27 protein-coding genes and 1 tRNA gene are annotated in these 26,832 nt (G+C 66.2%); 11 read left to right on the forward strand and 17 right to left on the reverse strand.

Going from position 1 to position 26,832, the window contains the following annotated elements:
* Positions 1-82: 82 nt before the first annotated feature.
* The 9 genes from trpA to aroA all read right to left on the reverse strand — a co-directional run bounded on the left by trpA (position 83) and on the right by aroA (position 9,389).
* Entirely contained in the window at positions 83-919 is an 837-nt protein-coding gene (trpA, locus tag JQ639_RS25560; RefSeq protein WP_211968764.1) for a tryptophan synthase subunit alpha, read from the reverse strand.
* Complete coding sequence (trpB, locus tag JQ639_RS25565) at positions 916-2,130, reverse strand: tryptophan synthase subunit beta (RefSeq protein ID WP_211968763.1); 1,215 nt, start codon at positions 2,128-2,130, stop codon at positions 916-918. Before trpB ends, trpA begins: the two co-directional genes overlap by 4 nt.
* A complete protein-coding gene (locus tag JQ639_RS25570) occupies positions 2,127-2,807 on the reverse strand; it encodes a phosphoribosylanthranilate isomerase (RefSeq protein ID WP_211968762.1) in 681 nt (226 codons plus the stop codon). The genes trpB and JQ639_RS25570 overlap by 4 nt, the downstream gene beginning before the upstream one ends.
* Before the next feature lie 182 nt (positions 2,808-2,989).
* Positions 2,990-3,334, reverse strand: coding sequence for a LapA family protein (locus JQ639_RS25575; protein ID WP_211968761.1), 345 nt, complete (start codon positions 3,332-3,334; stop codon positions 2,990-2,992).
* Positions 3,335-3,688: 354 nt separating this feature from the next.
* A complete protein-coding gene (locus JQ639_RS25580) occupies positions 3,689-4,030 on the reverse strand; it encodes an integration host factor subunit beta (RefSeq protein ID WP_211968760.1) in 342 nt (113 codons plus the stop codon).
* Positions 4,031-4,203: 173 nt separating this feature from the next.
* Positions 4,204-5,184 carry a signal peptide peptidase SppA gene (sppA, locus tag JQ639_RS25585; protein ID WP_211968759.1) on the reverse strand — a complete coding sequence of 327 codons (981 nt, stop codon included), beginning with the start codon at positions 5,182-5,184 and terminating at the stop codon, positions 4,204-4,206.
* A gap of 261 nt (positions 5,185-5,445) precedes the next feature.
* Entirely contained in the window at positions 5,446-7,152 is a 1,707-nt protein-coding gene (gene rpsA, locus JQ639_RS25590) for a 30S ribosomal protein S1 (RefSeq protein ID WP_211968758.1), read from the reverse strand.
* Between the two features lie 264 nt (positions 7,153-7,416).
* Entirely contained in the window at positions 7,417-8,055 is a 639-nt protein-coding gene (gene cmk / locus JQ639_RS25595) for a (d)CMP kinase (protein ID WP_211968757.1), read from the reverse strand.
* A complete protein-coding gene (gene aroA / locus JQ639_RS25600; protein WP_211968756.1) occupies positions 8,052-9,389 on the reverse strand; it encodes a 3-phosphoshikimate 1-carboxyvinyltransferase in 1,338 nt (445 codons plus the stop codon). Before aroA ends, cmk begins: the two co-directional genes overlap by 4 nt.
* 312 nt (positions 9,390-9,701) lie before the next feature.
* Here aroA and JQ639_RS25605 point away from each other — a divergent pair, with 312 nt between their 5' ends.
* The 10 genes from JQ639_RS25605 (at position 9,702) to JQ639_RS25650 (ending at position 18,063) form a co-directional block, all read left to right on the forward strand.
* Complete coding sequence (locus JQ639_RS25605; RefSeq protein WP_211968755.1) at positions 9,702-10,106, forward strand: TIGR02300 family protein; 405 nt, start codon at positions 9,702-9,704, stop codon at positions 10,104-10,106.
* 68 nt (positions 10,107-10,174) lie between these two features.
* Positions 10,175-10,250, forward strand: a tRNA-Ala gene (locus tag JQ639_RS25610).
* Between the two features lie 325 nt (positions 10,251-10,575).
* The gene (locus JQ639_RS25615) at positions 10,576-11,781 is read left to right on the forward strand and encodes a CaiB/BaiF CoA transferase family protein (RefSeq protein WP_211968754.1); all 1,206 of its coding nucleotides are present in this window, start codon (positions 10,576-10,578) and stop codon (positions 11,779-11,781) included.
* A gap of 198 nt (positions 11,782-11,979) precedes the next feature.
* A complete protein-coding gene (gene ugpB, locus JQ639_RS25620) occupies positions 11,980-13,296 on the forward strand; it encodes a sn-glycerol-3-phosphate ABC transporter substrate-binding protein UgpB (protein WP_211968753.1) in 1,317 nt (438 codons plus the stop codon).
* Between the two features lie 242 nt (positions 13,297-13,538).
* Complete coding sequence (gene ugpA, locus JQ639_RS25625) at positions 13,539-14,420, forward strand: sn-glycerol-3-phosphate ABC transporter permease UgpA (RefSeq protein WP_211968752.1); 882 nt, start codon at positions 13,539-13,541, stop codon at positions 14,418-14,420.
* Between the two features lie 11 nt (positions 14,421-14,431).
* Positions 14,432-15,280 (forward strand): sn-glycerol-3-phosphate ABC transporter permease UgpE, encoded by an 849-nt coding sequence (ugpE, locus tag JQ639_RS25630; RefSeq protein WP_211969065.1) that lies wholly within the window; start codon positions 14,432-14,434, stop codon positions 15,278-15,280.
* Between the two features lie 12 nt (positions 15,281-15,292).
* Positions 15,293-16,357: a sn-glycerol-3-phosphate import ATP-binding protein UgpC gene (locus JQ639_RS25635; protein WP_211968751.1), complete on the forward strand. Its 1,065-nt coding sequence runs from the start codon at positions 15,293-15,295 to the stop codon at positions 16,355-16,357.
* Entirely contained in the window at positions 16,354-17,130 is a 777-nt protein-coding gene (locus JQ639_RS25640) for an AAA family ATPase (protein ID WP_211968750.1), read from the forward strand. Before JQ639_RS25635 ends, JQ639_RS25640 begins: the two co-directional genes overlap by 4 nt.
* A 183-nt stretch (positions 17,131-17,313) precedes the next feature.
* Entirely contained in the window at positions 17,314-17,739 is a 426-nt protein-coding gene (locus JQ639_RS25645; RefSeq protein ID WP_211968749.1) for an Hsp20 family protein, read from the forward strand.
* Between the two features lie 51 nt (positions 17,740-17,790).
* A complete protein-coding gene (locus JQ639_RS25650; protein ID WP_211968748.1) occupies positions 17,791-18,063 on the forward strand; it encodes a BQ00720 family protein in 273 nt (90 codons plus the stop codon).
* Positions 18,064-18,157: 94 nt separating this feature from the next.
* Here JQ639_RS25650 and ptsN read toward each other — a convergent pair whose 3' ends face one another.
* Positions 18,158-18,619 carry a PTS IIA-like nitrogen regulatory protein PtsN gene (gene ptsN, locus JQ639_RS25655; RefSeq protein WP_211968747.1) on the reverse strand — a complete coding sequence of 154 codons (462 nt, stop codon included), beginning with the start codon at positions 18,617-18,619 and terminating at the stop codon, positions 18,158-18,160.
* A gap of 249 nt (positions 18,620-18,868) precedes the next feature.
* Entirely contained in the window at positions 18,869-19,471 is a 603-nt protein-coding gene (gene hpf, locus JQ639_RS25660; RefSeq protein ID WP_211968746.1) for a ribosome hibernation-promoting factor, HPF/YfiA family, read from the reverse strand.
* Positions 19,472-19,682: 211 nt separating this feature from the next.
* On the opposite strand from hpf, the gene JQ639_RS25665 reads away from it, so the two are divergent.
* Positions 19,683-19,994 carry a hypothetical protein gene (locus JQ639_RS25665; RefSeq protein WP_211968745.1) on the forward strand — a complete coding sequence of 104 codons (312 nt, stop codon included), beginning with the start codon at positions 19,683-19,685 and terminating at the stop codon, positions 19,992-19,994.
* Between the two features lie 30 nt (positions 19,995-20,024).
* Here JQ639_RS25665 and rpoN read toward each other — a convergent pair whose 3' ends face one another.
* From rpoN to JQ639_RS25695, 6 genes are all read right to left on the reverse strand, one after another.
* Positions 20,025-21,653, reverse strand: a complete 1,629-nt coding sequence (gene rpoN / locus JQ639_RS25670) for an RNA polymerase factor sigma-54 (RefSeq protein WP_211968744.1) — start codon at positions 21,651-21,653, stop codon at positions 20,025-20,027.
* Between the two features lie 221 nt (positions 21,654-21,874).
* Positions 21,875-22,831 (reverse strand): LPS export ABC transporter ATP-binding protein, encoded by a 957-nt coding sequence (gene lptB, locus JQ639_RS25675; RefSeq protein WP_211968743.1) that lies wholly within the window; start codon positions 22,829-22,831, stop codon positions 21,875-21,877.
* A 128-nt stretch (positions 22,832-22,959) separates the two neighbouring features.
* Positions 22,960-23,727: an LptA/OstA family protein gene (locus JQ639_RS25680; protein ID WP_211969064.1), complete on the reverse strand. Its 768-nt coding sequence runs from the start codon at positions 23,725-23,727 to the stop codon at positions 22,960-22,962.
* Positions 23,728-23,732: 5 nt separating this feature from the next.
* Positions 23,733-24,437 carry an LPS export ABC transporter periplasmic protein LptC gene (lptC, locus tag JQ639_RS25685; RefSeq protein ID WP_211969063.1) on the reverse strand — a complete coding sequence of 235 codons (705 nt, stop codon included), beginning with the start codon at positions 24,435-24,437 and terminating at the stop codon, positions 23,733-23,735.
* A 129-nt stretch (positions 24,438-24,566) separates the two neighbouring features.
* Positions 24,567-25,181 (reverse strand): ribonuclease D, encoded by a 615-nt coding sequence (locus tag JQ639_RS25690; RefSeq protein WP_211969062.1) that lies wholly within the window; start codon positions 25,179-25,181, stop codon positions 24,567-24,569.
* 154 nt (positions 25,182-25,335) lie between these two features.
* Positions 25,336-26,619 carry a glycosyltransferase family 87 protein gene (locus JQ639_RS25695; RefSeq protein ID WP_211968742.1) on the reverse strand — a complete coding sequence of 428 codons (1,284 nt, stop codon included), beginning with the start codon at positions 26,617-26,619 and terminating at the stop codon, positions 25,336-25,338.
* Positions 26,620-26,832: the final 213 nt, after the last annotated feature.

Consider the following 26,832-nt stretch of genomic DNA (forward strand, 5'->3'; position numbering starts at 1 on the left):
CACTCCATCGCACAGTCTATGTGCGGCCTCGGGACCTGCACCACAAGGGGCCGGACCCTGGTCAAAACCTGCAAAAAAAGCCCTACTCGGCCGCCTGCCGGGCGTCCCGGACGCCGGCGGCCAGCGCCGCGGTCAGATCCGCGACCGCGGCGACGGTCTTCGCCGTCGCACGGCCCTCGGCGTCGAGGGTGCCCCGCAGCGCATCGACCAGCGCCGTGCCGACGACCACGCCATCGGCATGCCGTGCGATGGCACGGGCGGCGTCCGGCGTCCTGATGCCGAAGCCGACACTGACCGGAAGCGCGGTGTGGCGTTTGATCCGTTCCACGGCCTTGCTGACCGCCGCGGTGTCCGCGCTGGCGCTGCCGGTGATGCCGGTGATCGACACGTAGTAGACGAAGCCCGAGGTGTTCGCGAGCACCGCCGGCAGGCGCTTGTCGTCGGTGGTCGGCGTCGCCAGACGGATGAAGTTGAGCCCGGCGTTCAGCGCCGGCACGCACAGCTCGTCATCTTCCTCGGCCGGCAGATCGACGATGATCAGCCCGTCGACGCCGGCCGCCCTGGCATCCGCGAGGAACGCCGGGACGCCATAGATGAAGATCGGATTGTAGTAACCCATCAGGATCAGCGGCGTGGTGGTATCGTCCTTGCGGAACGCGCGCACGACGTCGAGCGTCTTCTTCAGCGTGGTGCCGGCCTTCAGCGCCCGCAGGCCCGCAGCCTGGATCGAGGGGCCGTCGGCCATCGGATCGGTGAACGGCATGCCGATCTCGATGACGTCGGCGCCGGCCTTCGGCAGCGCCTTGATGATCTCCAGCGAGGTGGCGAGGTCCGGATCGCCGGCCATCACGAAGGTGACGAACGCGGCGCGACCCTCGCGCTTCAGGTCGGCGAAACGCTGATCGATGCGGGTGGTCACTTGCTGCCTTTCAGAATGTCTGCGACCTGCGGAATGTCCTTGTCGCCACGGCCAGAAAGATTGACCACCATCAGGTGATCCTTGCCGCGCCTGGGCGCGAGCTCGATCACCTTGGCGATGGCATGGGCGGGTTCGAGCGCCGGAATGATGCCTTCGAGCTTCGACAGCAGCTGGAAGGCCGCGAGCGCTTCGTCGTCGGTGGCGGAGAGGTAGTTGACGCGGCCGGTCTCATGCAGCCAGGAGTGCTCGGGACCGATGCCGGGATAGTCGAGGCCGGCGGAAATCGAGTGCGCCTCGAGAATCTGGCCGTCGTCGTCCATCAGCAGATAGGTGCGGTTGCCATGCAGTACGCCGGGGCGACCACCGGCGATCGACGCCGCATGCAGCTGGGTGAGGCCGTGACCGGCGGCCTCGACGCCGAAGATCTCGACCGAGGGATCGTCGAGGAACGGGTGGAACAGGCCCATCGCGTTGGAGCCGCCGCCGATGCAGGCGACCAGCGAATCCGGCAAACGGCCCTCGATCTCGCGCATCTGCGCCCTGGTCTCATTGCCGATGATCGACTGGAAGTCGCGCACCATCATCGGATAGGGATGCGGGCCGGCGACCGTGCCGATGCAGTAGAAGGTGTCGTGGACGTTGGTGACCCAGTCACGCAGCGCCTCGTTCATGGCGTCCTTCAGCGTGCGCGAGCCGGACTGTACCGGCACCACCGTGGCGCCGAGCATCTGCATGCGGAAGACGTTCGGCATCTGCCGCTCGACGTCGACCGCGCCCATGTAGACCACGCAGTCGAGGCCGAAGCGCGCGCACAGCGTCGCAGTGGCGACGCCGTGCTGTCCGGCGCCGGTCTCCGCGATGATGCGCTTCTTGCCCATCCGCCGCGCGACCATGATCTGGCCGAGCACGTTGTTCACCTTGTGCGAGCCGGTGTGGTTGAGCTCTTCGCGCTTGAAATAGATCTTCGCGCCGCCGAGATGTTCGGTCAGCCGCTCGGCGAAATACAGCGGCGACGGCCGGCCGACATAGTCCTTGAGATAGCCGTCCATCTCGCGCTGGAATGCCGGATCGGCCTTGGCGTCGGCATAGGCCTTTTCCAGATCGAGGATCAGCGGCATCAGCGTTTCGGCGACGAAGCGGCCGCCGAACTGGCCGAAATGGCCGTGCTCGTCGGGACCACTGCGGAAGGAATTGGGTAGCGGCTGGTTCATGCGCGGCTCGCGGTGAGAGGGGACGGCGCGGCGCCGGCCGCGGCACGCGCGGCAGCGACGAAGGCCTGGATCCTGGTGATGTCTTTCACGCCGGGCACGCTCTCGACACCCGACGACACGTCGACCCCGCCGGCGCCGGTGACGCGCAACGCCTCGGCGACATTGCCGGCATCGAGGCCACCCGACACCATGAAGGGAATGGCGAGCGCCACACGCTCGAGCAGATGCCAGTCGAATGGACGGCCAAGACCGCCGGGACGGGTGGCGTCCTTCGGCGCGCGGGCATCGAACAGGATACGATCCGCCGCGGCGGCGTAACCCGGCAGGACGGCGAGATCAGCGACCGTCTCGACGGGAAGCGCCTTCATCACCGGCAAACCGAACCGCTGCTTGATGTCCCGCACCCGCGCCACGCTTTCCTTGCCGTGCAGCTGCAGCATCTGCGGGTCGAGCGCATCGATGATGTTGGCGAACGTCGCGTCGTCGGCATCGACCGTCAGCGCCACCTTGAGCGCGCGCCTGCGGACCTGACGACCGAGCTCACGCGCGCGGCCGAGATCGACATGGCGCGGCGATGGCGGAAAGAACACGAACCCCACCATGTCGGCGCCGGCCGCCAGCGATGCCTCGAGCGTCTCGGGCGTGGACAGGCCGCAGATCTTGACGAGCAGGGACATCGCTGGAAACGGGTTCCGGAGGGCCGGTCGGGCCGTATGACGGTTTGATGTGGACGGGGCGGGTTCTACAACGTCGCGAGGGGCTTGTCTCGCCCCCAATCGCCGCGCCGCCGCCGGGGCGCCGCAGGCGAGCCTTGCCTCAATAGCCTTGCCTCAGGAGCCTTGCTTCAGCGAGCTTCGCCTCAATTCGACCGGATGAGGGGAACCTGGGCCTGGGCGGCCTGGGCGCGCTCGGCACGCAGGTCGTCGAGCTGGAGACGGATCGCGCGGGCATCGGCCTCGAGCCGGCGCGCGGCACGGCGCCAGTGGCGCTGGCCGAACCAGGTCGCGACCCCGCCTGCGACAACCCCCAGGATCGCCACCAGGATGAGGACGACGAACAGCGGCAGGGTCACGGCAATGGACGGATCGACGGTATTGAAGGGATCGAACGAGACCGTCACGAGATGGCGGTTGGCGACCGCGAACACCACGAACACCACCGCCAGCGGGATCAGCACCAGGACGTTGACGATCTTTCGGAGCATGATCCCTCACCAGGCAGAGTTCGCCGCCAATGCCATCCGCCCCGCACATCGGCTCGGCCCGGCGTCATCATCACGGACATGGCGTCAAGGGTAGCACCAAACCGCAGACGAAAGGGAGAGTGCGGTTGCGGAGTGGCAGGGTACGCAACGGCCGCCGGGCTTGTTTGTCGCGGGCCTGGACAGCTGTGTTTCGGGAGGCAGCCCTGACGGCGTGATGTCGACGGTCCGCCCGAGACATCCGCAGATGCGACGCCGTGCCCTGCTGTGCGGTGACCGAAATATGACCGCGCGCCTGATCCAGAGTCTGCTCAGATGTCCGATTGGAGATCGAACGGGAGATCCGGCCGGAAACGATCAGTCCTGATCGGCGGACTCGTCATCGTCGTCCGCAGCCGACGCTGCAGCACCACCTGGCATGTCGCGATTGAGCCGCTCGCGCATTTCCTTGCCGGTCTTGAAGAACGGCACGCTCTTCTGATCGACCGGCACATGCTCGCCGGTTCGCGGGTTGCGGCCGGCGCGCGCCGGCCGGTGCTTGACCGAGAAAGCGCCGAAGCCCCGCAGCTCGACCCGATCGCCGCGCGCCAGCGCGGCGACGATTTCATCGAGGATCGCGTTCACGATGTTCTCGACGTCCCGCTGGTAAAGGTGCGGATTGTGCTCGGCGATACGCTGAACAAGTTCGGATTTAATCATCGGCACCAGTGTCCGTGGATCGTGCGATTTACCATTTCCGTGAAAATCCTCGGAGCTGTCAAGACGTTAATTGCTGCCAAAACCACGTGAAACTACGTGACAAACGCTGAAAAAACGGCCTGCGCGCGCATCAGCGACATTGCTGCAACGCGCCCAAACCAGGCGCTGCGCGGTCACTGCGCAGCCCCCGGCTGCCAGATCGCGAGCATGCCGTCGAGGCTGGCGCGATCGACCGCCTGAAGCACCGCGGAGTGCTCGAGCCGCTGCGCGAACGACGTCAGGCCGACCGCTTCCAGGCTCACCACCGCCGCCGCGCGCAGGAATGTCATATCGCTGAGGCTCGGCGTCAGCTTGAAATCGCGAACCGGGAGATCGGCAGGAATTTTCTTCTCCGCGACCAGCCAGGCGATCGCGGTCTTCTCGTCGCCGAGCTGGTCGACCAGCTTCAGCCCGACGGCCTGGTGGCCGGTGAACACGCGGCCATCGGCGACGGTCTGCAGCGTATCGTCGTCCATCTGGCGACGGTCCTTCACGAGGTTGCGAAACCAGGCGTAGGAATCCTTCACCAGCATATCGAGGGCGGCGCGCGCCTCGGGGCTGGTCGGCTCGAAGCCGTTCGGCGCGGCCTTGAGCGGCGACGACTTCACTTCCTCGACCTTGACCCCGACGGTCTTCAGCAGCTCGGCGAAGTTGGGAAACTGGAACAGCACACCAATCGACCCGACCAGTGACGTCTGCTGGGCGACGATGTGGTCGGAGGCCAGCGCGGTGATGTAGGCGCCGGAGGCGCACAGGCCGTCAACGACCACCACCAGCGGTTTCTTGGCCTTGAGGCGGATCAGCGCGTCATAAAGCTGCTCGGAGCCCGAGGTGGTGCCGCCCGGCGAATTGATATGGACGATGACGGCTGCGGCCGGCGACTTCTCCAGCCGCTCCAGCGCCTCGACCCGGTCACGGTTGCTCTGGATGAGCCCCTCGATGGTGACCCGTGCGATGGCGTTGCCGCCGGTCAGCGCATTGCGGCCGGAAGGCGTCGCCACCACGGCCACGACGATCAGGGCGACGATGGCGGCGACCGTCGCGACGACGCGCCAGAATGTGAGCTTGCGGCGAATCCGCCGGCGGTCGACGATCACATCGGGGTCGTAGGTCATCGGAACTCTCCGGGAGATCTGCGCCGCACGTCATGTCCGTGCGACCTTGAGATGGCGTAACCTGATTTGTTCAATTGCAACGCAATATGAAAAAAACATGATCGTATCCACGATCATGGCCTGCCAGCTCGTTCACTAGAGCATTTTCGGGCCGGCGGATACGGCCCGCCCGGCCGCGCCGCGCCATCGGACAGGCTGTGACAAACAAAAGGGGCCCCGGCGATGCCGGAGCCCCCTTCCGTACGGCGGTGCCGATACGGCTTACTTGTCGGCGCGCTGCTTGAGCGCGGTGCCGAGAATGTCACCCAGCGTGGCGCCCGAATCGGACGAACCGTACTGCGCGATGGCTTCCTTCTCCTCGGCGACTTCCAGCGCCTTGATCGACACCTGGACCTTGCGGGCCTTCTTGTCGAACTGGATGACGCGGGCGTCGACCTTCTCGCCGACGGCGAAGCGCTCGGGGCGCTGCTCCGAACGGTCGCGCGCGAGCTCCGAGCGCTTGATGAAGGTGTTGAAGTCGGTGCCGACGATCTGCACGTCGATGCCGCCTTCCTTCACGTCGAGCACCTCACAGGTGACGACAGCGCCCTTCTTGACATCGCCCGGCTCGGCGAAGGGGTCGCCTTCGAGCTGCTTGATGCCGAGCGAGATGCGCTCCTTCTCCACATCGACGTCGAGCACCACGGCCTTGACCATGTCGCCCTTCTTGAAGTTGTCGATGACCTGCTCGCCCGGAAGCTTCCAGTCGAGGTCGGAGAGGTGGACCATGCCGTCGACGTCGCCGTCGAGACCCAGGAACAGACCGAACTCGGTCTTGTTCTTGACCTCGCCCTCGACCACCGAACCCACCGGATACTTCTCGACGAAGGTCTCCCAGGGGTTGCGCATGGTCTGCTTGAGACCGAGCGAAATGCGGCGCTTGGAGGAATCGACCTCGAGCACCTGCACCTCGACCTCCTGAGACGTCGACACGATCTTGCCGGGGTGCATGTTCTTCTTGGTCCACGACATCTCGGAGACGTGGATCAGGCCTTCGATGCCCGGCTCGAGCTCGACGAACGCACCGTAGTCGGTGATGTTGGTCACGCGGCCGGTGAAGCGCGCCTGCAGCGGGTACTTGGCCTCGATGCCCTGCCACGGATCGTCCAGCAGCTGCTTCATGCCGAGCGAGATGCGGTGGGTCTCGTGGTTGATCTTGATGATCTTGACCTTGACGGTCTGGCCGATCGACAGCACCTCGGTCGGGTGGTTGACACGGCGCCACGCGATATCGGTGACGTGCAGCAGGCCGTCGATGCCGCCGAGGTCGACGAACGCACCGTAATCGGTGATGTTCTTGACGACGCCGTCGATGACCTGACCCTCTTCGAGGTTCTGCACCAGCTCCTGGCGCTGCTCGGCGCGGGTCTCTTCCAGCACGGTGCGGCGCGACACGACGATGTTGCCGCGGCGACGGTCCATCTTGAGGATCTGGAACGGCTGCGGGTTGTTCATCAGCGGAGCGACGTCGCGGATCGGACGGATGTCGACCTGCGAGCGCGGCAGGAAGGCCACGGCGCCGTCGAGGTCGACGGTGAAGCCGCCCTTGACCTGGTTGAAGATGACGCCCGAGACCTTCTCGTTGTTCTGGAACGCCTTCTCGAGCTTGCCCCAGCTCTCTTCGCGGCGCGCCTTGTCGCGCGACAGCACGGCTTCGCCGAGGGCATTCTCGATACGGTCGAGGAACACTTCGACCTCGTCACCCACCTTCAGGGTGCTTTCGCGGCCGGGGCCGGCGAACTCGCGAAGCGCCACGCGGCCTTCGGTCTTCAGGCCGACGTCGATGACGGCCATGTCCTTCTCAATGGCAACGACCTTGCCCTTGACGACGGAGCTTTCCTGCAGGTTGCCACCGCCGAAGCTCTCGTCGAGCATCGCGGCGAAGTCCTCACGGGACGGGGTGTAGGAGGTACCGGTAGCTGAAACCATTTGTTCTCCAGATGCGGGATCTTGCCGGCGTTCGGGTTGATGGCGCATCGACCGTGCAGGGCCGGGATCCGCAGCCCCAGCGACCGCCCTGCAAGAACGCAGAAACGGGCCGGCAGAGGCCTGCACGAACGATGCGATGAGCTGATGTCCGGTTCCTTCAGGACCAGTCCGACAGGACTGTCCCGAGGGGCCAATCGGGCCCCGATCGCATAAACGATGCCGGGAGCGGGCGTTCCTCCAAAGACGGTGGGAGCTTCAAAAGCGCTAGCTCCGCGACCGGCCCGCTCGGACGGCCTCGACAATTGCGATGGCAGCCCGGACGCCGCCTTCTATATCCAAATGGGAATTGTCCAGCAAGTGCGCATCCGCAGCCGGCTTCAAGGGCGCGACGGCGCGGTTCTTGTCGCGCTCGTCGCGCGCCAGGATATCGGCGAGCACCGCGGCCTCGTCGGCCGCCTCCCCCCGCCCCCGGGCCTCGAGGGTGCGCCGCTGCGCCCGCACCACGGGATCGGCGACGACGAAGATCTTCACCGCGGCATCCGGGCAGATCACGGTTCCAATGTCCCGGCCATCCAGCACCGCTCCGGGGGGAACCGCCGCGAACCGGCGCTGGAACTCGACCAGCGCCTGGCGGACGCTGGGGATCGCCGACACCACCGAGGCGGCACTGCCCATCGCCTGGCTCTTGAGGACGGGATCGCCAAAGGACTGCGGATCGAGTTTCCGCGCCGCCCGCACCGCCGCGGCCTCATCCGTGAGATCGAGACCGGCATCGAGCACCGCCTTCGCGACGGCGCGGTAGATCACCCCGGTGTCGAGGTGGCGCAGGCCGTAATGTTCGGCGAGGCGCCGCGCGAGGGTGCCCTTGCCGGAGGCCGCGGGACCGTCGATGGCGATGATCATGCGAGGTCCGCGCCGAGCCGCTGCATCATGGGCACGAAATCCGGGAAGCTGGTGGCGATGAAGGTGGCGTCATCGATGCCGACAGGCGCGTCGGCGGCGAGGCCCATCACCAGCGCCGACATGGCGATGCGATGGTCCATATGGGTGGCGACGAGACCGCCGCCGGGCACATGGCCACGGCCCTCGACGATGAGATCGTCGCCGGCGATCTCGACCTTGACGCCATTGACCCGCAGCATGTCCGCCGTGGCTTCGAGACGGTCGGATTCCTTGACCCGCAGCTCGTGCAGGCCGCGCATCACCGTGGTGCCTTCGGCATAGGCCGCAGCGACCGCCAGCACGAGATATTCGTCGATCATCGACGGTGCGCGCTCCGGCGGCACGGTGACACCACGCAGCTTCGAGCCGCGCACGCGCAGCCGCGCCATCGGCTCGCCGGCGTCGCCGCGAACATGGCTCTCCTCGATCGAGCCGCCCATCTCGCGCAGCGTCGTGAACAGGCCGGTTCGCAGCGGATTGGTCATGACGTCGGTCAGCACGACGTCCGAACCCTCGACGACGAGCGCCGCCACCAGCGGAAACGCGGCCGACGACGGATCAGCCGGCACCACCACGCCCGCGCCGGTGAGCTCCGGCTGGCCTTGCAGCGTGATCTTGCGGCCGTGAACGCCTTCAGCTTCCGACACGATGGTCGCGCCGAAATGCGCCAGCATCAGCTCGGTGTGGTCGCGGCTGGCTTCAGGTTCGATCACCGTGGTCGTGCCGGGCGCGGCAAGGCCCGCCAGCAGCACCGCCGACTTGATCTGAGCCGAGGCGACAGGTGAGCGGTAGACGATTGGCAGGGGATCGCGCGCGCCGGTGAGCGTCAGCGGCAGCCGGCCGCCCTCGGCGGCCGAGGTCGCCGCCGCGCCCATCAGTTCGAGCGGATCGAGAATCCGGCGCATCGGCCGCTTGCGCAGCGAGGCATCGCCATCAAAGGTCGCGGTGATCGGACAGCCGGCCACGGCGCCCATGACCAGACGGCAGCCGGTGCCGGAGTTGCCGAAATCGAGCGGCGCGGCCGGCGCGGCGAAGCCGCCGACCCCGACGCCGCGGACCGTCCACGCGCCCACGCCGGTGCGCACGACGCTGGCACCGAGCGCCTGCATCGCCTTGGCGGTGTTGAGCACGTCTTCGCCCTCGAGCAGACCGGTGATCCGGGTTTCGCCCACGGCCAGTGCGCCGAGGATCAGCGCCCGATGCGAAATCGACTTGTCGCCGGGCACCCGCGCCTCGCCGGAGAGGGCGGAGCTGCTGCGCGCCTGCATCGGGCGGAGCTGGCCAGAATGTGTCAAGATCGTGTTTCCCGTGTTCTGGACCTGCGCCAGTGTCCCTTTGCGACGGGTCGGGGCCCGCCGGCATGCGGCAGTGGCCGAATCAGACCCTCCGCCACCGGGGAGGCACTGGAAATCCGTGATTTCCGTGGAATTTTGCGGCATCTGCCGGGCCGTGGCGGCCGAACGTCGCGCCGAACCCCACACCTCGGCCTCCTATCACGCGCCGCCGGCGGCGTCATGCCCTCCCCGGGGGGCAAACCCGCTATTGACAGCGGCGCGGCAACTAGCCAAGTGAAGCACCGACTTTCAGACATCCCCAGGACACCCGACGTGGCGAAACCCGAGCTCGGAACGAAGCGCATCTGTCCGACGACAGGCAAGAAGTTCTACGATCTGAACAAGAATCCGGTGATTTCGCCCTATACCGGCGAGGTCGTGCCGATTGCTCCGGTTGCGCCGGTCCGCACGCGTGGCGAGAGCGCCCGCGTCAATGCGACCGATGACGCGGCGCCGGAGGCGGCGGAAATGGAGACGGTGTCCCTCGAGGAAGCCGACGCCGAGGAAAATACCGGCAAGGTCAACGCGGTGTTGCCGGAATCCGAGGACGACATCGAGATCGATGACAGCCTCGACGACGATGACGATGACGATTCGACCTTCATCGCCGACGAAGAAGAAGGGGATGAAGACGTCACGGACATCATTGGTGACGTTTCTGGTGATGAAGAGACTTGAGATAATTTCAAATATGTGAAAAAGGGTTCGCCGCGCACCGGTGATTGATTTGCCGGCGCGACAAATCCGGGGCCATAGCTCAGCTGGGAGAGCGCTTGCATGGCATGCAAGAGGTCGGCGGTTCGATCCCGCCTGGCTCCACCAATTCCCCGGCGATCCGCCTGAGGCGCGATCACCGTTTCCATCCCGGACTTCTGTCCTTATCCGGACCTCTGTCCTTGTCCGGGCTTTCCTTCTCCCCATCCTGGCGATCCCTTTCCTGCGCGAGGTTTTTCATTCCCGCGCGACATTCCGCCTGACCGATCCATCATGCTGCCACCAGGGCGATCGCCGGTTACGGCTTGATCGCACTGCCGAGGCGGTATCCACTTTTGCAACAGGCCATGACGGAATGCGGCTGGCTCGCTCCTGCCGCCGACGATAAGGCTTGCGACCGGGAAACGTTCTTCATCCAGCGAGGATTGGACTCATGACGTCACAGGCTGCGGGTGCAATGGCGGGACTGCGCGTGATCGATCTCACGCGCGTGCTGGGCGGCCCTTACTGCACCCAGGTCCTCGCCGACCACGGCGCCGACGTCATCAAGGTCGAGCCGCCGGCCGGCGACGAAGTGCGCGAATGGGGCCCTCCCTTCCATGACGGCGACGCGGCGTATTTCCTGGGCATCAACCGCAACAAGCGCTCGATCGGTCTCGACCTCGCCTCGGAAGGCGGCCGCGCCGTGCTGATGGACATGCTCAAGGACGCCGACGTCCTGATCGAGAACTTCAAGCCGGGCACGCTCGACAAGTGGGGCATCGGCAACGACGTGCTCCGGGAAAAATTCCCGCGCCTGATTCACTGCCGCATCTCCGGCTTCGGCGGCGACGGCCCGCGCGGCGGCAATCCCGGCTATGACGCCATCATCCAGGCCATGACCGGCATGATCGCGGCGACCGGCTCGCCGGAGAGCGGCCCGATGCGAATCGGCGTGCCGCTGGTCGACGTCTCGACCGGGCTGTTCGCCACGGTCGGCATCCTGATGGCGCTGGCAGAGCGGCAGCGCTCGGGCCTCGGCCAGTTCCTCGAGACCACGCTGTTCGAGACCGGCCTCGCCATCATGCATCCGCACACCGCGAACTACTTCCTGCATGGCAAGCCGCCCTCGCTCACCGGCAACGAGCATCCCAATCTCGCGCCCTACGCGATCTTCGCCACCCGGGACGGCAAGATCTTTACCGGGGTGGGCAACGACGGCACCTTCCGCAAGCTGTGCAAGGAGATCGGCAAGCCCGAACTGGGCACCGACCCGCGCTTCGCCCGCAACCGCGACCGCGTCACCAACCGCGAGGCGCTGCGCGCCGAGCTGGAGGCGGTGTTTCGCGAGCACGACACCGAACCGCTGTGCGACCGCCTGCTGTCCGCCGGCCTGCCGGCGGGCCCGGTGCAGTCGATCGACAAGGCGCTGGAAGGCCCGCACGTCGCCCACCGCGGCGATGTCATCAGCAAGGACTGGTACAAGGGCGTCGCATCGCCGATCCGCTTCGACCGGACCAAGGCCACGCTGCGCCGCACGCCGCCAAAATTCGGCGAGCATGCCGAGGAGGTGCTCGGCGAGTTCGGCTACTCCAAGGCCGATATCGCCGACCTGATGGCCAAGGGCATCGTCTCCACGCCCGGCGAAAAGAAGCGCTGAACACAACCGGCCGCGATCCGCCCGCCGTCGCCAAGACACAGACACGCCGCCGCCGCCTCGGTCGCGGCAGCGCGTGTCGTCGCGCGAATTTCCGCTTTGCGCACCGCGCCTTCCACCCTTACCATCGCCGTCATATGCATGTCGTCCGGCGCCTTTAACGCGCTTGCTTCAATGACGACAGCTCCAGGGAGATGGCTGATGACAGTTCGCCGGATCGGTTTGGGCCTTCTGGCCTCCGCCTTTGCCGCACTCGCCTCGCCGGCACAGGCGGTGACCGAGATCCAGTGGTGGCACGCCCTGACCGGCGCCAACAACGACGTGGTGGTGAAGCTCGCCGAGGAATTCAACGCCTCCCAGAGCGACTACAAGGTGGTGCCGGTCTACAAGGGCAGCTACCCCGACACCATGAACGCCGGCATCGCCGCCTTCCGTGCCGGCACCGCGCCGCACATCCTGCAGGTGTTCGAGGTCGGCACCGCCACCATGATGGCCGCCACCGGCGCCGTGAAGCCGGTCTACAAGCTGATGCAGGAAGCCGGCGAGACATTCGATCCCAACGCCTACCTGCCGGCGATCACCGGCTACTACTCGACCTCCAAGGGCGAGATGCTATCGTTCCCCTTCAACTCGTCGTCCATGGTGATGTGGATCAACAAGGACGCGCTGAAGAAGGCTGATATCGCCGAAATTCCGAAGACCTGGCCCGAGGTGTTCGCGGACGCCAGGAAGCTGCATGCCGCCGGCTACGCCACCTGCGGCTTCTCCACCGCCTGGGTCACCTGGGCCAATCTCGAGCAGCTGTCGGCGTGGCACAACCTGCCGCTCGCCACCAGGGCCAACGGCCTCGACGGCTTCGACACCGAGCTGAAGTTCAACGGCCCGGTGCAGATCAAGCACCTGCAGACGCTGATCGATCTGCAGAAGGACAAGACCTACGACTACTCCGGCCGCACCAACAACGCGGAGGGACGCTTCACCTCCGGCGAGTGCCCGATCTTCCTGACGTCGTCGGGCTTCTTCGGCCAGGTTCGCGCCAACGCCAAGTTCGACTGGACCAGCGCGCCGATGCCCTACTATCCGGACGTCGCCGGCGCGCCGCAGAATTCGATCATCGGCGGCGCCTCGCTGTGGGTGATGGGCGGCAAGAAGCCGGAAGAATACAAGGGCGTCGCCAAGTTCCTCGCCTTCCTGTCCGACACCGACCGCCAGGTCGCGATCCACAAGGCGTCCGGCTACCTGCCGATCACCAAGGCCGCCTACGCCAAGGCCAAGGAGCTCGGCTTCTACAAGGACGCGCCCTATCTCGAGACGCCGCTCCTGGAGCTGACCAACAAGGAGCCGACCGAGAACTCGCGTGGCCTGCGCCTTGGCAACATGGTGCAGCTGCGCGACGTCTGGGCCGAGCAGATCGAGGCGGCGCTCGCCGGCAAGAAGAGCGCGAAGGACGCGCTCGACACCGCCGTGCAGCTTGGCAACCAGATGCTGCGCCAGTTCGAGCGCACCGTCTCGCGCTGAGGCACATCGACCAAGGCCTGCCCTTCGGCGCGGTCCGAAGGGCAAGCCCGTCGCACGCCTGACGACGCTATCGCGTGAGTCAACTCACTCATCCTGAGGAGCCCGCGCAGCGGGTGTCTCGAAGGATGAGGCCACAAGACGAGCGCCTGGGCTCTCATGGCTCGGGACGCGGCCCGGAGGGCCGCTCCTCACCATGAGGAATAAACGGCACGGCAAGATCAGGGTTGGGAGCCGTCGTTGTCATGGAAAAGCAGTCGGTCTTCCAGTCACGCGTGCTGCCTTACGTGCTGCTGCTGCCGCAACTCGCCGTGGTCGTGCTGTTCTTCTACTGGCCAGCGATCCAGGCGGTGTGGCAGTCGTTCCTGCTACAGGACGCCTTCGGCCTCTCCACCTCCTTCGTCGCGTTCGAGAACTACGCCGACATCCTGACCCAGGGTGAATACCTCGACACCATCCTGCGCACGCTGGTGTTCTCCGGCGCGATCGCCTTCGCCTCGCTGTCGGCGGCGCTGCTGCTGGCGGTGATGGCCGACAAGCCGCTCGCCGGTGTCACGATTTACCGCACGCTGCTGATCTGGCCCTATGCGGTCGCCCCGGCGATCGCGGGCGTGCTCTGGCTGTTCATGCTGCACCCGGCGCTCGGCATCTTCGCGAAGGCGCTGCGCGCCCTCGGCGTCGACTGGAATCCGCTGCTCAACGGCAACCAGGCCTTCCTGCTGGTGGTGCTGGCCGCGGCGTGGAAGCAGATTTCCTACAACTTCCTGTTCTTCCTCGCCGGCCTGCAGGCAATCCCGAAGAGCGTGATGGAGGCCGCGGCGATCGACGGCGCACGGCCGATGCGGCGGTTCTGGACCGTGACCTTTCCGCTGCTGATGCCGACCATCTTCTTCCTGATCGTCATCAACACGGTCTACGCCTTCTTCGACACCTTCGGCGTCATCGACACCATGACCGGCGGCGGCCCGGCCAAGGCGACCGAGACGCTGGTCTACAAGGTCTATCTCGACGGCCTGCTCGGCAACAATCTCGGCAGCTCGGCGGCACAGTCGGTGATCCTGATGTTCATCGTCACCGCGCTGACGGCGATCCAGTTCCGCTATGTCGAGCGCAAGGTGACCTACTGAGGGCGACGATGATGGTCGAACGCAAGGGCATTCGCTGGCTGGTGGCACATGCGATCCTGTGGATCGGCATCGCCATCGTCGCATTCCCGGTCTATCTCGCCTTCGTCGCCTCGACGCAAGACAACGCGGCGATCGCCAACGGCCAGATCTCGCTGCTGCCGGGCAGCCACTTTCTGGAGAACTACTACCGCACGATCTTCATCGGCACCCACGGCTCGACCCGCGAACCGGTCGGCACCATGCTGGTCAACTCGTTCATCATGGCGATGCTGATCGCGCTGGGAAAGATCGCGATCTCGATCCTGTCGGCCTATGCCATCGTCTATTTCCGCTTCCCTTTCCGCAAAACCGTGTTCTGGCTGATCTTCGTCACCCTGATGCTGCCGGTCGAGGTGCGCATCTATCCGACCTACAAGATCGCCGCCGACTTGTCGCTGCTCGACAGCTACGCCGGCCTGACGCTGCCGCTGATCGCCTCCGCCACGGCGACGCTGCTGTTCCGCCAGTTCTTCATGACCGTGCCGGACGAATTGCTGGAAGCCTCGCGCATCGACGGCGCCGGGCCGCTGCGATTCTTCCGGGACACGCTGCTGCCGCTGTCGCGCACCAACATGGCGGCGCTGTTCGTGATCCTGTTCATCTATGGCTGGAATCAGTACCTGTGGCCGCTGCTGATCACGACACGCGACGACATGCAGACCGTGGTGATCGGCATCCGCAAGATGGTGACGACCCAGGACGCGCTGACCGAATGGTCGCTGGTGATGGCAACCGCGGTGCTGGCGATGCTGCCGCCGGTCGCGATCGTGATCGCGATGCAGAAGCTGTTCGTGCGCGGCCTCGTGGAAACCGAGAAATGAGCGGGAGTGGGGATGGCCAACGTCGTATTGCGTGATGTCCGCAAGACCTATCCGGGCGGCGTCGACGCCATCAAGGGTGTGAGCTTCGAGGTCGCCGACGGCGCGCTGTGCGTGCTGGTCGGCCCGTCGGGCTGCGGCAAGTCGACCCTGCTGCGGATGGTGGCGGGCCTCGAAACCATCACCGGCGGCGCCATCGACATCGGCGGCCGCGTCGTCAACGAGGTCGAGCCCGCCGACCGGGACATCGCCATGGTGTTCCAGAACTACGCGCTCTACCCGCACATGAGCGTCTACGACAACATGGCCTATGGCCTGCGCAACCGCGGCGTGGCGAAGGCGGAGATCGACGCGCGGGTGCGCGAGGCGGCGCAGGTGCTGGAAATCGGGCCGATGCTCGCGCGCAAGCCCAAGCAGCTGTCCGGCGGCCAGCGCCAGCGCGTGGCGATGGGGCGGGCGATCGTGCGCCACCCCAAGGTGTTCCTGTTCGACGAGCCGCTGTCCAACCTCGACGCCAAGCTGCGCATCGCGATGCGGGTCGAGATCAGCAAGCTGCAGCGGCGGCTCAAGACCACCTCGATCTATGTCACCCATGACCAGCTCGAGGCGATGACGCTCGCCGACATGCTGGTGGTGATGAACGGCGGCGCGGTCGAGCAGATCGGCCACCCGCTCGAGGTCTACAAGGCGCCGGCCACGACCTTCGTCGCCGCCTTCATCGGCGCGCCGCCGATGAACCTGTGGCCGCTGGCGCCGGCGGAGGCAGCCGCGCTGGCGGCGCCGGCGGCGGAGACCGGCGCCATTCTCGGCGTGCGCCCGGAGGATCTCACCGTGTCCAGCGAGGCGCCGCCACCGGGCGGCCTCGCGCTCGACATCACGGTCGAGGCCGTCGAACTGGTCGGCCCTGAAATCTTCGTCTACGGCCGTCGCGCCGACGGCGGCAGCGGCCCTTCGAGCGAGCTGATCGTCCGCATCCCCGGCCAGACCGCGCCGGACATCGGCGAGCGGCTGCGCGTGGTGGCGCCGCGCGGCAAGCTGCACCTGTTCAGCGCCGACGGCCGGCGGCGGCTGACCATATGAAGGGGCGGCGACGCCCGATCAACCTGCCGGCGCCCTACCTGCGGCGCATCACCCTGGACATGACGAGGGTCGCCGACAGCAACCGCGAACGCTACCCGTTCTGCCTGCCGCTGTTCGCCAGCGGTTTCGAGCTGCAGTTCGACAAAGCCATCACCGTGATCGTCGGCGAGAACGGCACCGGCAAGTCGACTCTGCTGGAAGGCATCGCCAAGCTCGCCGGCTATGACGAGGCCGGCGGCGGCAAGGGCTATCGCCCGGTGGACCACTCCGGCGCGCTCGACAAGAGCGGTGGTGAGCTGGCGCCCGCCCTGAAAGCCTCCTGGCTGCCCAAGATCACCGGGGGCTGGTTCTTCCGCGCCGAATCCTTTTTCAGCGTGGCGCGCTATCTGGACGCCGCTGCGATCGAGGCCGGCAGAGGCTCGGGGCCACCGAACTTCCTGTCGCACTCCCATGGCGAAGGCTTCCTGCGCTTTTTCGAGGAGCGCTGCGATCGTCAGGGGATCTACATTTTCGACGAGCCGGAATCGGCGCTGTCTCCCAACCGCCAGGTCGAGTTCCTCAAGCTGCTGGGACGCATGCAGGCCTCCCGGCACTGCCAGGTCCTGATTGCGACCCATTCTCCCCTGCTAATGGCCATGCCCGACGTCACGCTGCTGCGGCTCACCCGGGCCGGCCTGGAACCGGTCGCGCTCGAAGCCACCGACCATTTCCAGGTGCTGCGCGAGTTCTACGCCGATCCCGAGGCATTCATCGCCGAGCGGCTCAAGGAGTGAACCTGCAGGCCGAAAAAACCTCCGGCGTTAATCCCTTAACGTTTTCAAGCCGCTGACGACAGGTTCCGGGTCCTTGAATGCTGTTTGGCGATGCACATATGATATCCAACGGACGGCGGTTGCCGCCCGTCAGGGGTGCCAATCCTGGGCCCCGTCAAAGTCGCTTCGAGAGGACTTTGCGAGATGTCTCGTGTTCCATCGTTGTCCAGTCCGTTCCTTCTGGGATTCGACGAAATCGAGCGTGCGCTCGATCGCGTCGTGAAGGGCGCGGACGGCTACCCTCCCTACAACATCGAGCGGCTCGAGCGCGAAAGCGGTCAGCCTGAACGCCTGCGCATCACGCTGGCGGTGGCGGGTTTCACCCGCGACCAGCTCGATGTCACCGTCGAGGAGAAGCAGCTCGTCATCCGCGGTCGCCAGCAGGACGACAAGACACGGCAATACATCCATCGCGGCATCGCCGCGCGGCTGTTCCAGCGAACTTTCGTGCTGGCGGACGGGATGCAGGTGCTGGGTGCGGATCTGAAGAACGGGCTGTTGTCGGTCGACCTCGCCAGGCCGGAACCTGAAAGGGTCGTTAAGACAATCGCTATCAATGAGCACGAATAATAAGTGAACGACAGCGGACTCGACCGCTTGTAGCTGTAAGGAGTCGAGACCATGACCGAACTCAACACCACCCCGACCACCGACGTGACCGACGTGTCGCCTGAAGCGCTGGCTGCGCTGGGCGCGGGACACATTGCCTACGTCAAGCAGATCCGATCCGAGGATGTGCCGAGCCTGTTTCCCCAGGCGCCCGAAATCGCGCCGGGCCTCAAGCTCTTCACCCTGCATTCCGCAGACGGCACGCCGATCATGCTGACCGACAGCCGCGAGGCGGCGATCGCGAATGCATGGAGCAACGAGCTGGAAGCGGTCAGCGTGCACTGACCCCCGACATGTTCCGCCGCGCCTCTGGCGCGGCCGGAACCGAATGGACGGGATGCTGGGCGCGGGACGCGCCGGTGACGTGACCGCGGCGGTGTCAGGCCGCCGTCGCCGGCGGCAACGCAAGCACCGAATACAGCGCCTGCGCATCGCTCGACGCCCGCAGCTTCTTGGCGATCTCCTGATCGCGCAGCAGCCGTGCGATGCGCGCCAGCGCCTTGAGATGATCGGCGCCGGCGCCTTCCGGCGCCAGCAGCAGAAACATCAGGTCTACCGGCTGGCCATCCATCGCCTCGAAATCGATCGGGCGTTCCATCCGTGCGAACAGGCCGAACAGCTTTTCCAGCTTCGGCAGCTTGCCGTGCGGAATGGCAACGCCATAGCCGACGGCGGTCGTTCCGAGCTTCTCCCGCTGCAACAGCACTTCGAAGATCGCCCGCTCGTTCTGTCCGGTGAGCGCGGCGGCGCGCGCCGCGAGCTCCTGGAGGGCCTGCTTCTTGCCGTTGACCTTCAACGCCGGGAGAATCGCCTCGGGCGCGACCAGATCAGTGATCATCATGGGACGTTCCGAGGATAACGCTATGCCAGGTTAATCTGAGCAGCAGGTTGCAATTCGTCCCAGGCAGGCTGCAGCCCGGTACGGGTGTCGTGCAGGGCTGCCTGGGCCCTCAAAGGCGCCGGACCATAGGGACGGCCCGGCAAGGCGTCAATGGCGTTCCTCACGAGGCGGTGTGGAAGTTCCGATCATGGCGACAGCCCTTCCCCCGTTCCCCACGGGAACCAAAATTAGCTGTGGAATCAACACGATTCAGCTCGCAGGTTCCGCACTCACCCGTGGCGGATCGATCCATCCGACATTGCCGTCCGCCCGGCGGTAAATCACATTGATGCGGCCGCTGGAGCCGTGCTGGAAGACGATCACCGGCGCACCGGTGAAGTCGAGCTCCATCACCGCTTCGCTGACCGACAGCGATTTCAGCGACGTCGTGCTCTCGGCGATGATCACCGGATTGAACGTCGTGACCTCGTCGTCGTGCTCGCCCGGCGCCTCGATGACATAGCTCGGCGCGTCGAGCCCGGCGAGGGCAACGGCGGCGCTTGCGTGCGCCTTGCGGGTGGAGCGATCCTTGAGACGGCTCTTGTAGCGGCGCAGGCGCTTTTCGATCTGCAGCAGGGCCTGGTCGGCACTGACATAAGCATCGGCAGCCATCGATTCGGCTTCGAGCGTAATTCCGGAATCGAGATGCAGCAGGCAATCGGTGCGAAAGCCGAAGCCGTCCTTGCTCAAGGTGATGTGACCGGAATAGTTGCCGTCGAAATACTTTCTCAGAACCTCCTCGGTGCGATCGCTGACGCGACCGCGCAGGGCTTCACCGACACTGATGCTCTTGCCCGAGACTCTGATCGTCATGGTTTCGCCTCGCAGATCACGGCGACGGACGCTTCACCCGGAAAGACGCGCTTTCGCAAGAAAGGCACTCCCTGGAAAGACACCTGCCTAAGACAGACTCTTGCTCAAGACAGCACACTCAAGACAGCACTTGCTTAAGACAGTACTTGCTCAAGCCATCACTTGCGCATCGTCCTCGTCCGTCGCGATCCGCCACGACCGGGCTTTGCGCATGGACGTAGCATTTCGACAGTTGATGTCGCCGTCAAGCGGGTGCAATGTCACGGGATCGAAACAGCGCGGGCGCATCGCCTGGCGCGGCGGCACGCCACCGCAGTTGCACGATCGCAGCAACTCGCGGCGCCTGTTCGCATTGCGACATCGCTTGCCGCACGCGCGGCATTCATTGCATGCGCCGTCACGCCGGCGCGGCGCGCAGGCATTCCGCGCACGGCGCGCCTTCCACGAAAGCCTTTCCGCACAGGCCATCGGGCGCGCGTGGCGACGATGCGCAGCGCGATTCTTTTTTGTGCGGCTCTTTTGAGTTCGACTTATCGAGGATCGGGTTATCCGGTCAGGACGACGCCGCGGCGTCGAGCGCGCCGCGGCCCCGCGCGCCGAGCACGGACTGCTTTTCGCGGCGACGCTGCACCGATGAGGGAATACGCATTGCTTCGCGGTATTTCGCCACGGTGCGGCGCGCGATGTCGATACCGTCGGCGCGCAACTGCTCGACGATGGTATCGTCGGACAGGATGGCATCGGGACTTTCCGCATCGATCAGCAGCTTGATGCGATGACGCACCGCCTCGGCAGAATGCGCCTCGCCACCATCGGAAGCGGCAATCGACGCGGTAAAGAAGTACTTGAGTTCGAACAGGCCACGGCTGGTCGACATGTACTTGTTGGCCGTGACGCGCGACACCGTCGATTCGTGCATCTGGATGGCATCGGCGACGGTCTTGAGATTCAGCGGCCGCAGATGCGCCACGCCGTGGGTGAAGAAGCCGTCCTGCTGGCGCACGATCTCGGTCGCGACCTTCAGGATGGTGCGCGCGCGCTGGTCGAGCGCCCGCACCAGCCAGGTCGCGTTCTGCAGACAGTCGGAGAAGTAGGATTTGTCGTCGGACTTGCGGATCGTCTTCGACAGCTGGGTGTAATAGGTCTGGTTGACCAGCACGCGCGGCAGCGTGTCACTGTTGAGCTCGACCAGCCAGCCGCCGTCGGGGCCCGGCCGCACATAGACATCGGGCACCACCGTCTGCACGCGCGCGGCGCCGAACTTCAGTCCCGGCTTGGGATCGAGGCGGCGGATCTCGGCGATCATGTCGGCGAGATCCTCGTCGTCGATGCCACAGATCTTGCGCAGCTGGTTGAAGTCGCGCTTGGCAAGGAGATCGAGGTGCTCGATCAGCGCCTGCATCGCCGGATCGAAGCGATCGCGTTCGCGCAGCTGGATGGCGAGACATTCGCCGAGATGGCGCGCGCAGATGCCGGGCGGATCGAAGGTCTGCAGCACGCCGACCACGCCCTCGACCAGTTCAGGCGACGCTCCGAGCCGCTCGCCGACCTGGCCGAGATCGGCCGGCAGGTAGCCGGCCTCGTCGACGAGATCGATGAGATACTGGCCGATCATGCGTCGCGCCGGGTCCGCGAACGCGACCGCAAGCTGGGCGGCGAGATGATCGCCGAGCGACAGCTCGGCCGCGACGAACGCCTCAAGATTATAATCCTCGTCGCTCGACGAGCCGCCACCCCAGTCGGTGTAGGCGGTGGGCGCGGCATCCTGGGCCGCTCGCGCCGCGGCTTCCGCCGGCTCCTCGGGGAATACGTTGTCGAGGCCGGTGTCGAAGGTCTGCTCCATCTCCGAGCGGGATCCGAGATCGCGGCTCAGCCAGTCTTCCGGTGCGGGATCGGCGCCACTGGAACCGGAGCGGTCGAACCCGTCGCCATCACCGGCGCCGTCGAAGCTCGCTCCCTCGCCGTCACCGTCGCTTTCGAACGAGCCCGCGGTGTCGGCGGCTTCGGCCGGCTCGCCGCCCTCCGTCGCCCGCTCCAGCAGGGGGTTACGCTCGAGCTCCTCCTCCACGAATGCCGCCAGATCGAGATTGGAGAGTTGCAGCAGCTTGATGGCCTGCATCAGCTGCGGCGTCATCACCAGCGACTGGGTCTGGCGGAACTCTAGTCTCGGGGTGAGAGCCATCGAGGCAAAAGCCGTTCCATAAAATTGGTCCGATTTTTGCTTATAGCTTTTCTGATGGGGAAGTCCACGACTTGACGCGGCAAAAAGCAGCGCGTCAGGGGGTCTGCAGCCGGGCGCGAGCGGTGCGGATCATGGCAGGTTCCGGCCCAGAGAGGATGAGCCAGCGCAGGACCGCCGCAGCGCGGGAAAGACGCAGGTTCCCGCCTGTGGCGTGAGCGGGACTAAAGCCGGAATTCCTCGCCGAGGTAAAGCCGGCGAACGTCGGGATCGGCGACGATTTCCTCGGGACTGCCTTCGGTCAGCACCTCGCCGGCATACACGATATAGGCGCGGTCGGTGAGGCCGAGCGTCTCACGAACGTTATGATCGGTGATCAGCACACCGATGCCGCGGTTGGTGAGATGGCGCACCAGCACCTGGATGTCGCCCACCGCGATGGGATCGATACCGGCGAACGGCTCGTCGAGCAGCATGTAGTTCGGTCGCGTCGCCAGCGCGCGCGCGATTTCGACGCGGCGGCGCTCGCCGCCGGACAGCGCGATCGACGGCGACTTGCGCAGCCGCGTGATGTTGAATTCCTCGAGCAGCGAGTTGAGTTCGTGCTCGCGCTTGCGGCGATCGGGCTCGACCACTTCGAGCACCGCGCGGATGTTGTCCTCGACATTGAGGCCGCGAAAGATCGACGCTTCCTGCGGCAGATAGCCGATGCCGAGCCGCGCCCGCTGATACATCGGCAGGCTGGTGACATCGTGGCCATCAAGCTCGACGCGGCCGCGGTCGGCCTTGATCAGGCCGGTGATCATGTAGAACACGGTGGTCTTGCCGGCGCCGTTGGGACCGAGAATGCCCACCGCCTCGCCACGCCGCACATAGAGGCTGACGCCACGCACCACCTGGCGCGAGCCGAACGATTTTTCGATGCCGTGAATAGCGAGAAACGTCGCGCGCGGTGCGGACCGCTGCGCCTGCTGGGGCGCGGCGGCGGCATTGCCCATCCAGCGCGGCGTTTCGCGTTGCGGCTGCGGCTCGGCCGGACGACGCGCCACCGCCGGCGCCTCGCGCGGGCCAGGCCGCACCGCCTCGCTGCCGAGCGCCGTGATGTCTCCCTTGCCACGGCCGAACGCCTGCGACCCGCGCGGCGTCGCCTTGCGACGGAACATGCCCAGCAGATCCACCATGTGCTTCCGATCAGCCTTTCGCAGGTGCTGCGTCGCGCGGCATCAGCCGACCAGCAACGGGCCCGCCGGCCGGGCGCGGCCGACGGCCGCGGGCAGGGTGATACAGGCTTGCCGGGCGCTGTTCAACCTCACCGCGGGCCCGATCCTGACAAGCCGTTGAGACTCATTGGCTTTCCCGGAGCGCTGGACTGCGGGCGGGCCCCCTCGCCGGCGTTGTTGCCGTTCGGGAAGAGCGACGTGCCGCCACCGCTGCCAGCCTTGCCGACATTGGGAATCAGCACCTGGACCTTCTTGCCGCTGTTGACCTCGACCCGCGACACGCCGGTGGTCATGTCGACGATCAGGGTGTCGCCACGCAGCACCTTGTCGGCCTGGGTCATCACCACATTGCCGCGCATGGTGATGATGTTGGTTTTCATGTCGAAGTCGCCGCTGTCACCAGTGACGGTCTGATCCTTCTGGGTGACGATGACGCCGCCCCGCGCCTCCAGCCGCTTGATCGACGAGCTGCCTCCGGGCGCGGCCGCGGGCGCAGGCGCCGGCGTCTGCTTCGGCGCGCCAAGATTGGCGCCGGCGCCGCCGGGCCCGGCACCGCCCTCATAATAGACGACCAGCGTCTTGCAGCGCATCGTGGTGTCACCCTGCACCACCTTGACGTTGTCCTTGAAGGTCGCGGCCTTGTCCTTGTCGCGCACTTCGAGGCTGCCGGCATCGATCTGGATCGGCTTGTCGCGATTCTGCGAGAAGCCCTGCATCGCGTTCGGCGTGCCCTGCTGCACGGTGCTGCCCTGAGCGCGCGCATCATGCGTGGCGACAAGCGCCAGCACGGCAAGCGCGCCGCCGGCGCAACGTGTCGCGCGCGTCAGGAGCCTTGAGGAGAACGTCGGCATCTTCATCATCGTCATTTCTTTTTCGCCGGCGGCGCGACGTCTTCATGCGCAGCCGCGTCGGACGACGCCGCGCCGGATGGCGGCTGCTGGTCCGGGATCAATATCATCGAGACGCCCTGGTCGAAGACCACGAGCGCGCCGTTCTCGGTGATGCGCAGGCGGTTGGCGTCGAGCGTGCCGTTGAGCAGCTTGACCGCCACCGGCTGGTCGGACGCCACGGTGCCCTTGCCGAAATCGACGCGCGCCTGGGTCAGGCGGGCTTCATAGCCGGTCGAGGATTGCAGAAAGATGTTGTCCTTGAGATCGAGGGTCTGCGCCTTGGTATCGAACAGGCCGGACTTGGCATCCATGTTGACGGTCGACTTGTCCTCCATCTGCACCTTGGCGGTGAGCTGCTGGAGTTCGACATGAACGGGATCGGTGACGTCCTGGATCGCGGTCTTGGCGCGCAGGTCGTAGGGCCGCTGATCCGGCGTGAAGCCGGTGAGATGCGGCGAGTCCATGGTGATCTTGGTGCCTGATACCGCGAGGTTGCCGACCGACAGCGGTATCCCCGCCAGCAGGCGAAACGGATTGAAGACCGACACGCCGACGATCAGCGCCATCGACACCACCACCACGGCCGGAACTGCCTTCCGCAGAAAGCGCACGCGCCGGCTGTGCCGCGCCGCTTTCGCGAACCGCCGCTCCATCACCTCGTAGCTATGGGCCTCCATCGACGACACGACCGCTCCGCAACGGTGGAAAGAATGAATCTAGTCCGAACGGGCGCCTGACGCAGCCTGCCATGGCGTCACACAGGCGGACGACTATGACGGAAACGGGGCGCGGTCCGGCTGAAGCCGTCAGGAGTGGGCGAAAATGTCCTGTTCGGACCAGCCCTGGAGGTCGAGCAGCGCCCGCGCCGGCAGGAACTGGAAGCAGGCCTGCGCCAGGGCGCTGCGGTGCTCGCGCACCAGCATCTCGTCGAGGCGCTGGCGCAGCTGATGCAGGTGCAGCACGTCGGACGCCGCATAGGCGAGCTGGGCTTCCGACAGCGTCGCGGCCCCCCAGTCGCTCGACTGCTGCTGCTTGGACAGGTCGACGCCGAGCAGCTCGCGCACGAGGTCCTTCAGGCCATGCCGATCGGTGTAGGTGCGTACCAGCCGCGAGGCGATCTTGGTGCAGTAGACCGGCTGCGGCATGACGCCGAAGGTGTGGAACAGCACGGCGAGATCGAAGCGCGCGAAATGGAAGATCTTGGTGACCGCGGGATCGCCGAGCAGCTTCTTCAGGTTGGGCGCGTCGCGATGGCCGGCCGGAATCTGGACCACGTCCGCCGTGCCGTCGCCATTCGACAGCTGCACCACGCAGAGCCGGTCGCGGTGCGGATTGAGGCCGAGCGTCTCGGTGTCGATCGCAACCGACGTGGTGTAGCGGGAGAGGTCGGGCAGGTCGCCGCGGTGGAAGCGGATGGTCATCTCGATCGAACCTTCACAAGCTGGGCTGCGGCGCTGCGCGTCGCCAGGCGACATCGCATTCCCCGAGCGCGAGAAAACCGCGACCGGAACGAGTCGCTGTTCCGGCGTATGTACCATGGCGGCAAAGCGGGACGAAATGCCCGGGAGCGCCGCCTCAGCCGACCATAGCCCGCAGGGGACGGGACATCGGCGGCGTGGCGGCGCCGGAGCGCAGGAGGCAGGCGATCAGCACGGCCACCAGCAGTGGCGACAACCGCCCCGCCGCGACCAGCAGGGGCGGGCTGAGCAGCGGAACCAGCCACACAAGGAACGCCAGCGTCCAGCACCATAGCGGCGGCGCGGCGCGGTCCGCCAGCCACAGCCCTGCAGCGACCGTCAGCGCGATCGCGTCATAGGGCCCGGAATGCGGCGCCGCCAGAACCATGGCTGCGAGCAGCACGCCGGTGCGCCCGCCCGCCCGCAGCGGCGACCGGAACGCGGCGACGACCGCGGCGGCGCTGCCGCAGGCCGCCAGCAGCTGGACGGCCGTGGCCAGCCCGGCCGGCGCGCCGAGCAGCACCGCACAGGTGTGAACGCTGTGGCCCCACATGCGGCCGTACGCGATCCATTTCGCATCGGGGTTGAACAGATGACCGACGATCAGTGGCAGCCAGTCGGCCCACAGTTGCCAGCCAAAGGTCCACGCGCTCGCGACAGCGAGAGTAACCGCCGACAGCGCCGCGGCGGCCAGCGCACGCCACGCGCCGGCCGCGATCAGCGCCAGCGGCACCAGGATGCAGAACTGCGGTTTGAAGGTCAGCAGGCCAAGGATCAGCCCGGCGGCGACAGGACGCGCGTCGAGCCATGCGATGCCGCCGACGGTAAGCGCGATCACCAGGAATGCGACCTGACCGTCGATGACATTGATGGCCGCAGCGGGACAGGCGAGCGCCATCGTCGTCAGCAGGCGGCAGGCATCGCCATCGCGCGCGATGAGCCGCAGCGCGGCGATCATCAGCGCCGCCGTGACCAGCTGGAAGGCGACATACGACGCCGGAAAGCCGAGCCCGGCAAACGGCGCCAGCAGCAGCAGAAAGCTCGGCGGATAGGTCCAGGGGCGAAACGGCAGCGGCTGCGACAGCCATGCCGCAAAGCGCGTGTTGAGAAGATCCGTGAAGCGGTCGCCATCGTAGATCAGCGTGGCGTCGCCCGCGAGCACGGCGCCGATCGCGCCATCGAACACCATCCAGTCGGTGCCGAGAGTGTTGTAGTTGAGGCCGATGGCGCCGGGAAATGGCACAGTGGTGGCGAACACGAGCCAGAGATAGGCGGACGCCGCACATGCGGGCACCCAGACGGTGGCCGGCGGCCATCCGATCGCGGCATTGCCCGTCGCCTGGCCGGCGCGCTTTGACGCCGCACAACCCGATCCGAGATTGCCAGAAGACGTCGCGCGCATGCCGAGCCCTCCCGCCGGATCCGGCGTCCCCGCGACGCGTCCCCGACGGCCCGATCAAGGCAGAAATAATTGGAAACTCAACCGAAAGGCGAGTCCTTGCTTAATCAGAGGTTGAATCGCGAGAACGAGATGGGGTGCCGCGCGGAGAATCGGCGTGCGGGCACGACAGCGCCTGGGGGCGATGTGCATATCGCCGGGGTCGACGGGCGGCCG

It is taken from the genome of Bradyrhizobium sp. U87765 SZCCT0048, assembly GCF_018131225.1.
In the GTDB taxonomy this organism is placed as follows: Bacteria; Pseudomonadota; Alphaproteobacteria; order Rhizobiales; family Xanthobacteraceae; genus Bradyrhizobium_A.

Excerpts from the sequence above, each read along its gene's own strand:
- trpB (WP_211968763.1), bottom strand. The coding sequence starts at position 2,130 with ATGAACCAGCCGCTACCCAATTCCTTCCGCAGTGGTCCCGACGAGCAC.
- JQ639_RS25570 (WP_211968762.1), bottom strand. The coding sequence starts at position 2,807 with ATGTCCCTGCTCGTCAAGATCTGCGGCCTGTCCACGCCCGAGACGCTC.
- JQ639_RS25575 (WP_211968761.1), bottom strand. The coding sequence starts at position 3,334 with ATGCTCCGAAAGATCGTCAACGTCCTGGTGCTGATCCCGCTGGCGGTG.
- JQ639_RS25580 (WP_211968760.1), bottom strand. The coding sequence starts at position 4,030 with ATGATTAAATCCGAACTTGTTCAGCGTATCGCCGAGCACAATCCGCAC.
- sppA (WP_211968759.1), bottom strand. The coding sequence starts at position 5,184 with ATGACCTACGACCCCGATGTGATCGTCGACCGCCGGCGGATTCGCCGC.
- rpsA (WP_211968758.1), bottom strand. The coding sequence starts at position 7,152 with ATGGTTTCAGCTACCGGTACCTCCTACACCCCGTCCCGTGAGGACTTC.
- cmk (WP_211968757.1), bottom strand. The coding sequence starts at position 8,055 with ATGATCATCGCCATCGACGGTCCCGCGGCCTCCGGCAAGGGCACCCTC.
- JQ639_RS25615 (WP_211968754.1), top strand. The coding sequence starts at position 10,576 with ATGACGTCACAGGCTGCGGGTGCAATGGCGGGACTGCGCGTGATCGAT.
- ugpB (WP_211968753.1), top strand. The coding sequence starts at position 11,980 with ATGACAGTTCGCCGGATCGGTTTGGGCCTTCTGGCCTCCGCCTTTGCC.
- ugpA (WP_211968752.1), top strand. The coding sequence starts at position 13,539 with ATGGAAAAGCAGTCGGTCTTCCAGTCACGCGTGCTGCCTTACGTGCTG.
- ugpE (WP_211969065.1), top strand. The coding sequence starts at position 14,432 with ATGGTCGAACGCAAGGGCATTCGCTGGCTGGTGGCACATGCGATCCTG.
- JQ639_RS25635 (WP_211968751.1), top strand. The coding sequence starts at position 15,293 with ATGGCCAACGTCGTATTGCGTGATGTCCGCAAGACCTATCCGGGCGGC.
- JQ639_RS25640 (WP_211968750.1), top strand. The coding sequence starts at position 16,354 with ATGAAGGGGCGGCGACGCCCGATCAACCTGCCGGCGCCCTACCTGCGG.
- JQ639_RS25645 (WP_211968749.1), top strand. The coding sequence starts at position 17,314 with ATGTCTCGTGTTCCATCGTTGTCCAGTCCGTTCCTTCTGGGATTCGAC.
- JQ639_RS25650 (WP_211968748.1), top strand. The coding sequence starts at position 17,791 with ATGACCGAACTCAACACCACCCCGACCACCGACGTGACCGACGTGTCG.
- ptsN (WP_211968747.1), bottom strand. The coding sequence starts at position 18,619 with ATGATGATCACTGATCTGGTCGCGCCCGAGGCGATTCTCCCGGCGTTG.
- hpf (WP_211968746.1), bottom strand. The coding sequence starts at position 19,471 with ATGACGATCAGAGTCTCGGGCAAGAGCATCAGTGTCGGTGAAGCCCTG.
- JQ639_RS25665 (WP_211968745.1), top strand. The coding sequence starts at position 19,683 with ATGGACGTAGCATTTCGACAGTTGATGTCGCCGTCAAGCGGGTGCAAT.
- rpoN (WP_211968744.1), bottom strand. The coding sequence starts at position 21,653 with ATGGCTCTCACCCCGAGACTAGAGTTCCGCCAGACCCAGTCGCTGGTG.
- lptB (WP_211968743.1), bottom strand. The coding sequence starts at position 22,831 with ATGGTGGATCTGCTGGGCATGTTCCGTCGCAAGGCGACGCCGCGCGGG.
- JQ639_RS25680 (WP_211969064.1), bottom strand. The coding sequence starts at position 23,727 with ATGAAGATGCCGACGTTCTCCTCAAGGCTCCTGACGCGCGCGACACGT.
- lptC (WP_211969063.1), bottom strand. The coding sequence starts at position 24,437 with ATGGAGGCCCATAGCTACGAGGTGATGGAGCGGCGGTTCGCGAAAGCG.
- JQ639_RS25690 (WP_211969062.1), bottom strand. The coding sequence starts at position 25,181 with ATGACCATCCGCTTCCACCGCGGCGACCTGCCCGACCTCTCCCGCTAC.
- JQ639_RS25695 (WP_211968742.1), bottom strand. The coding sequence starts at position 26,619 with ATGCGCGCGACGTCTTCTGGCAATCTCGGATCGGGTTGTGCGGCGTCA.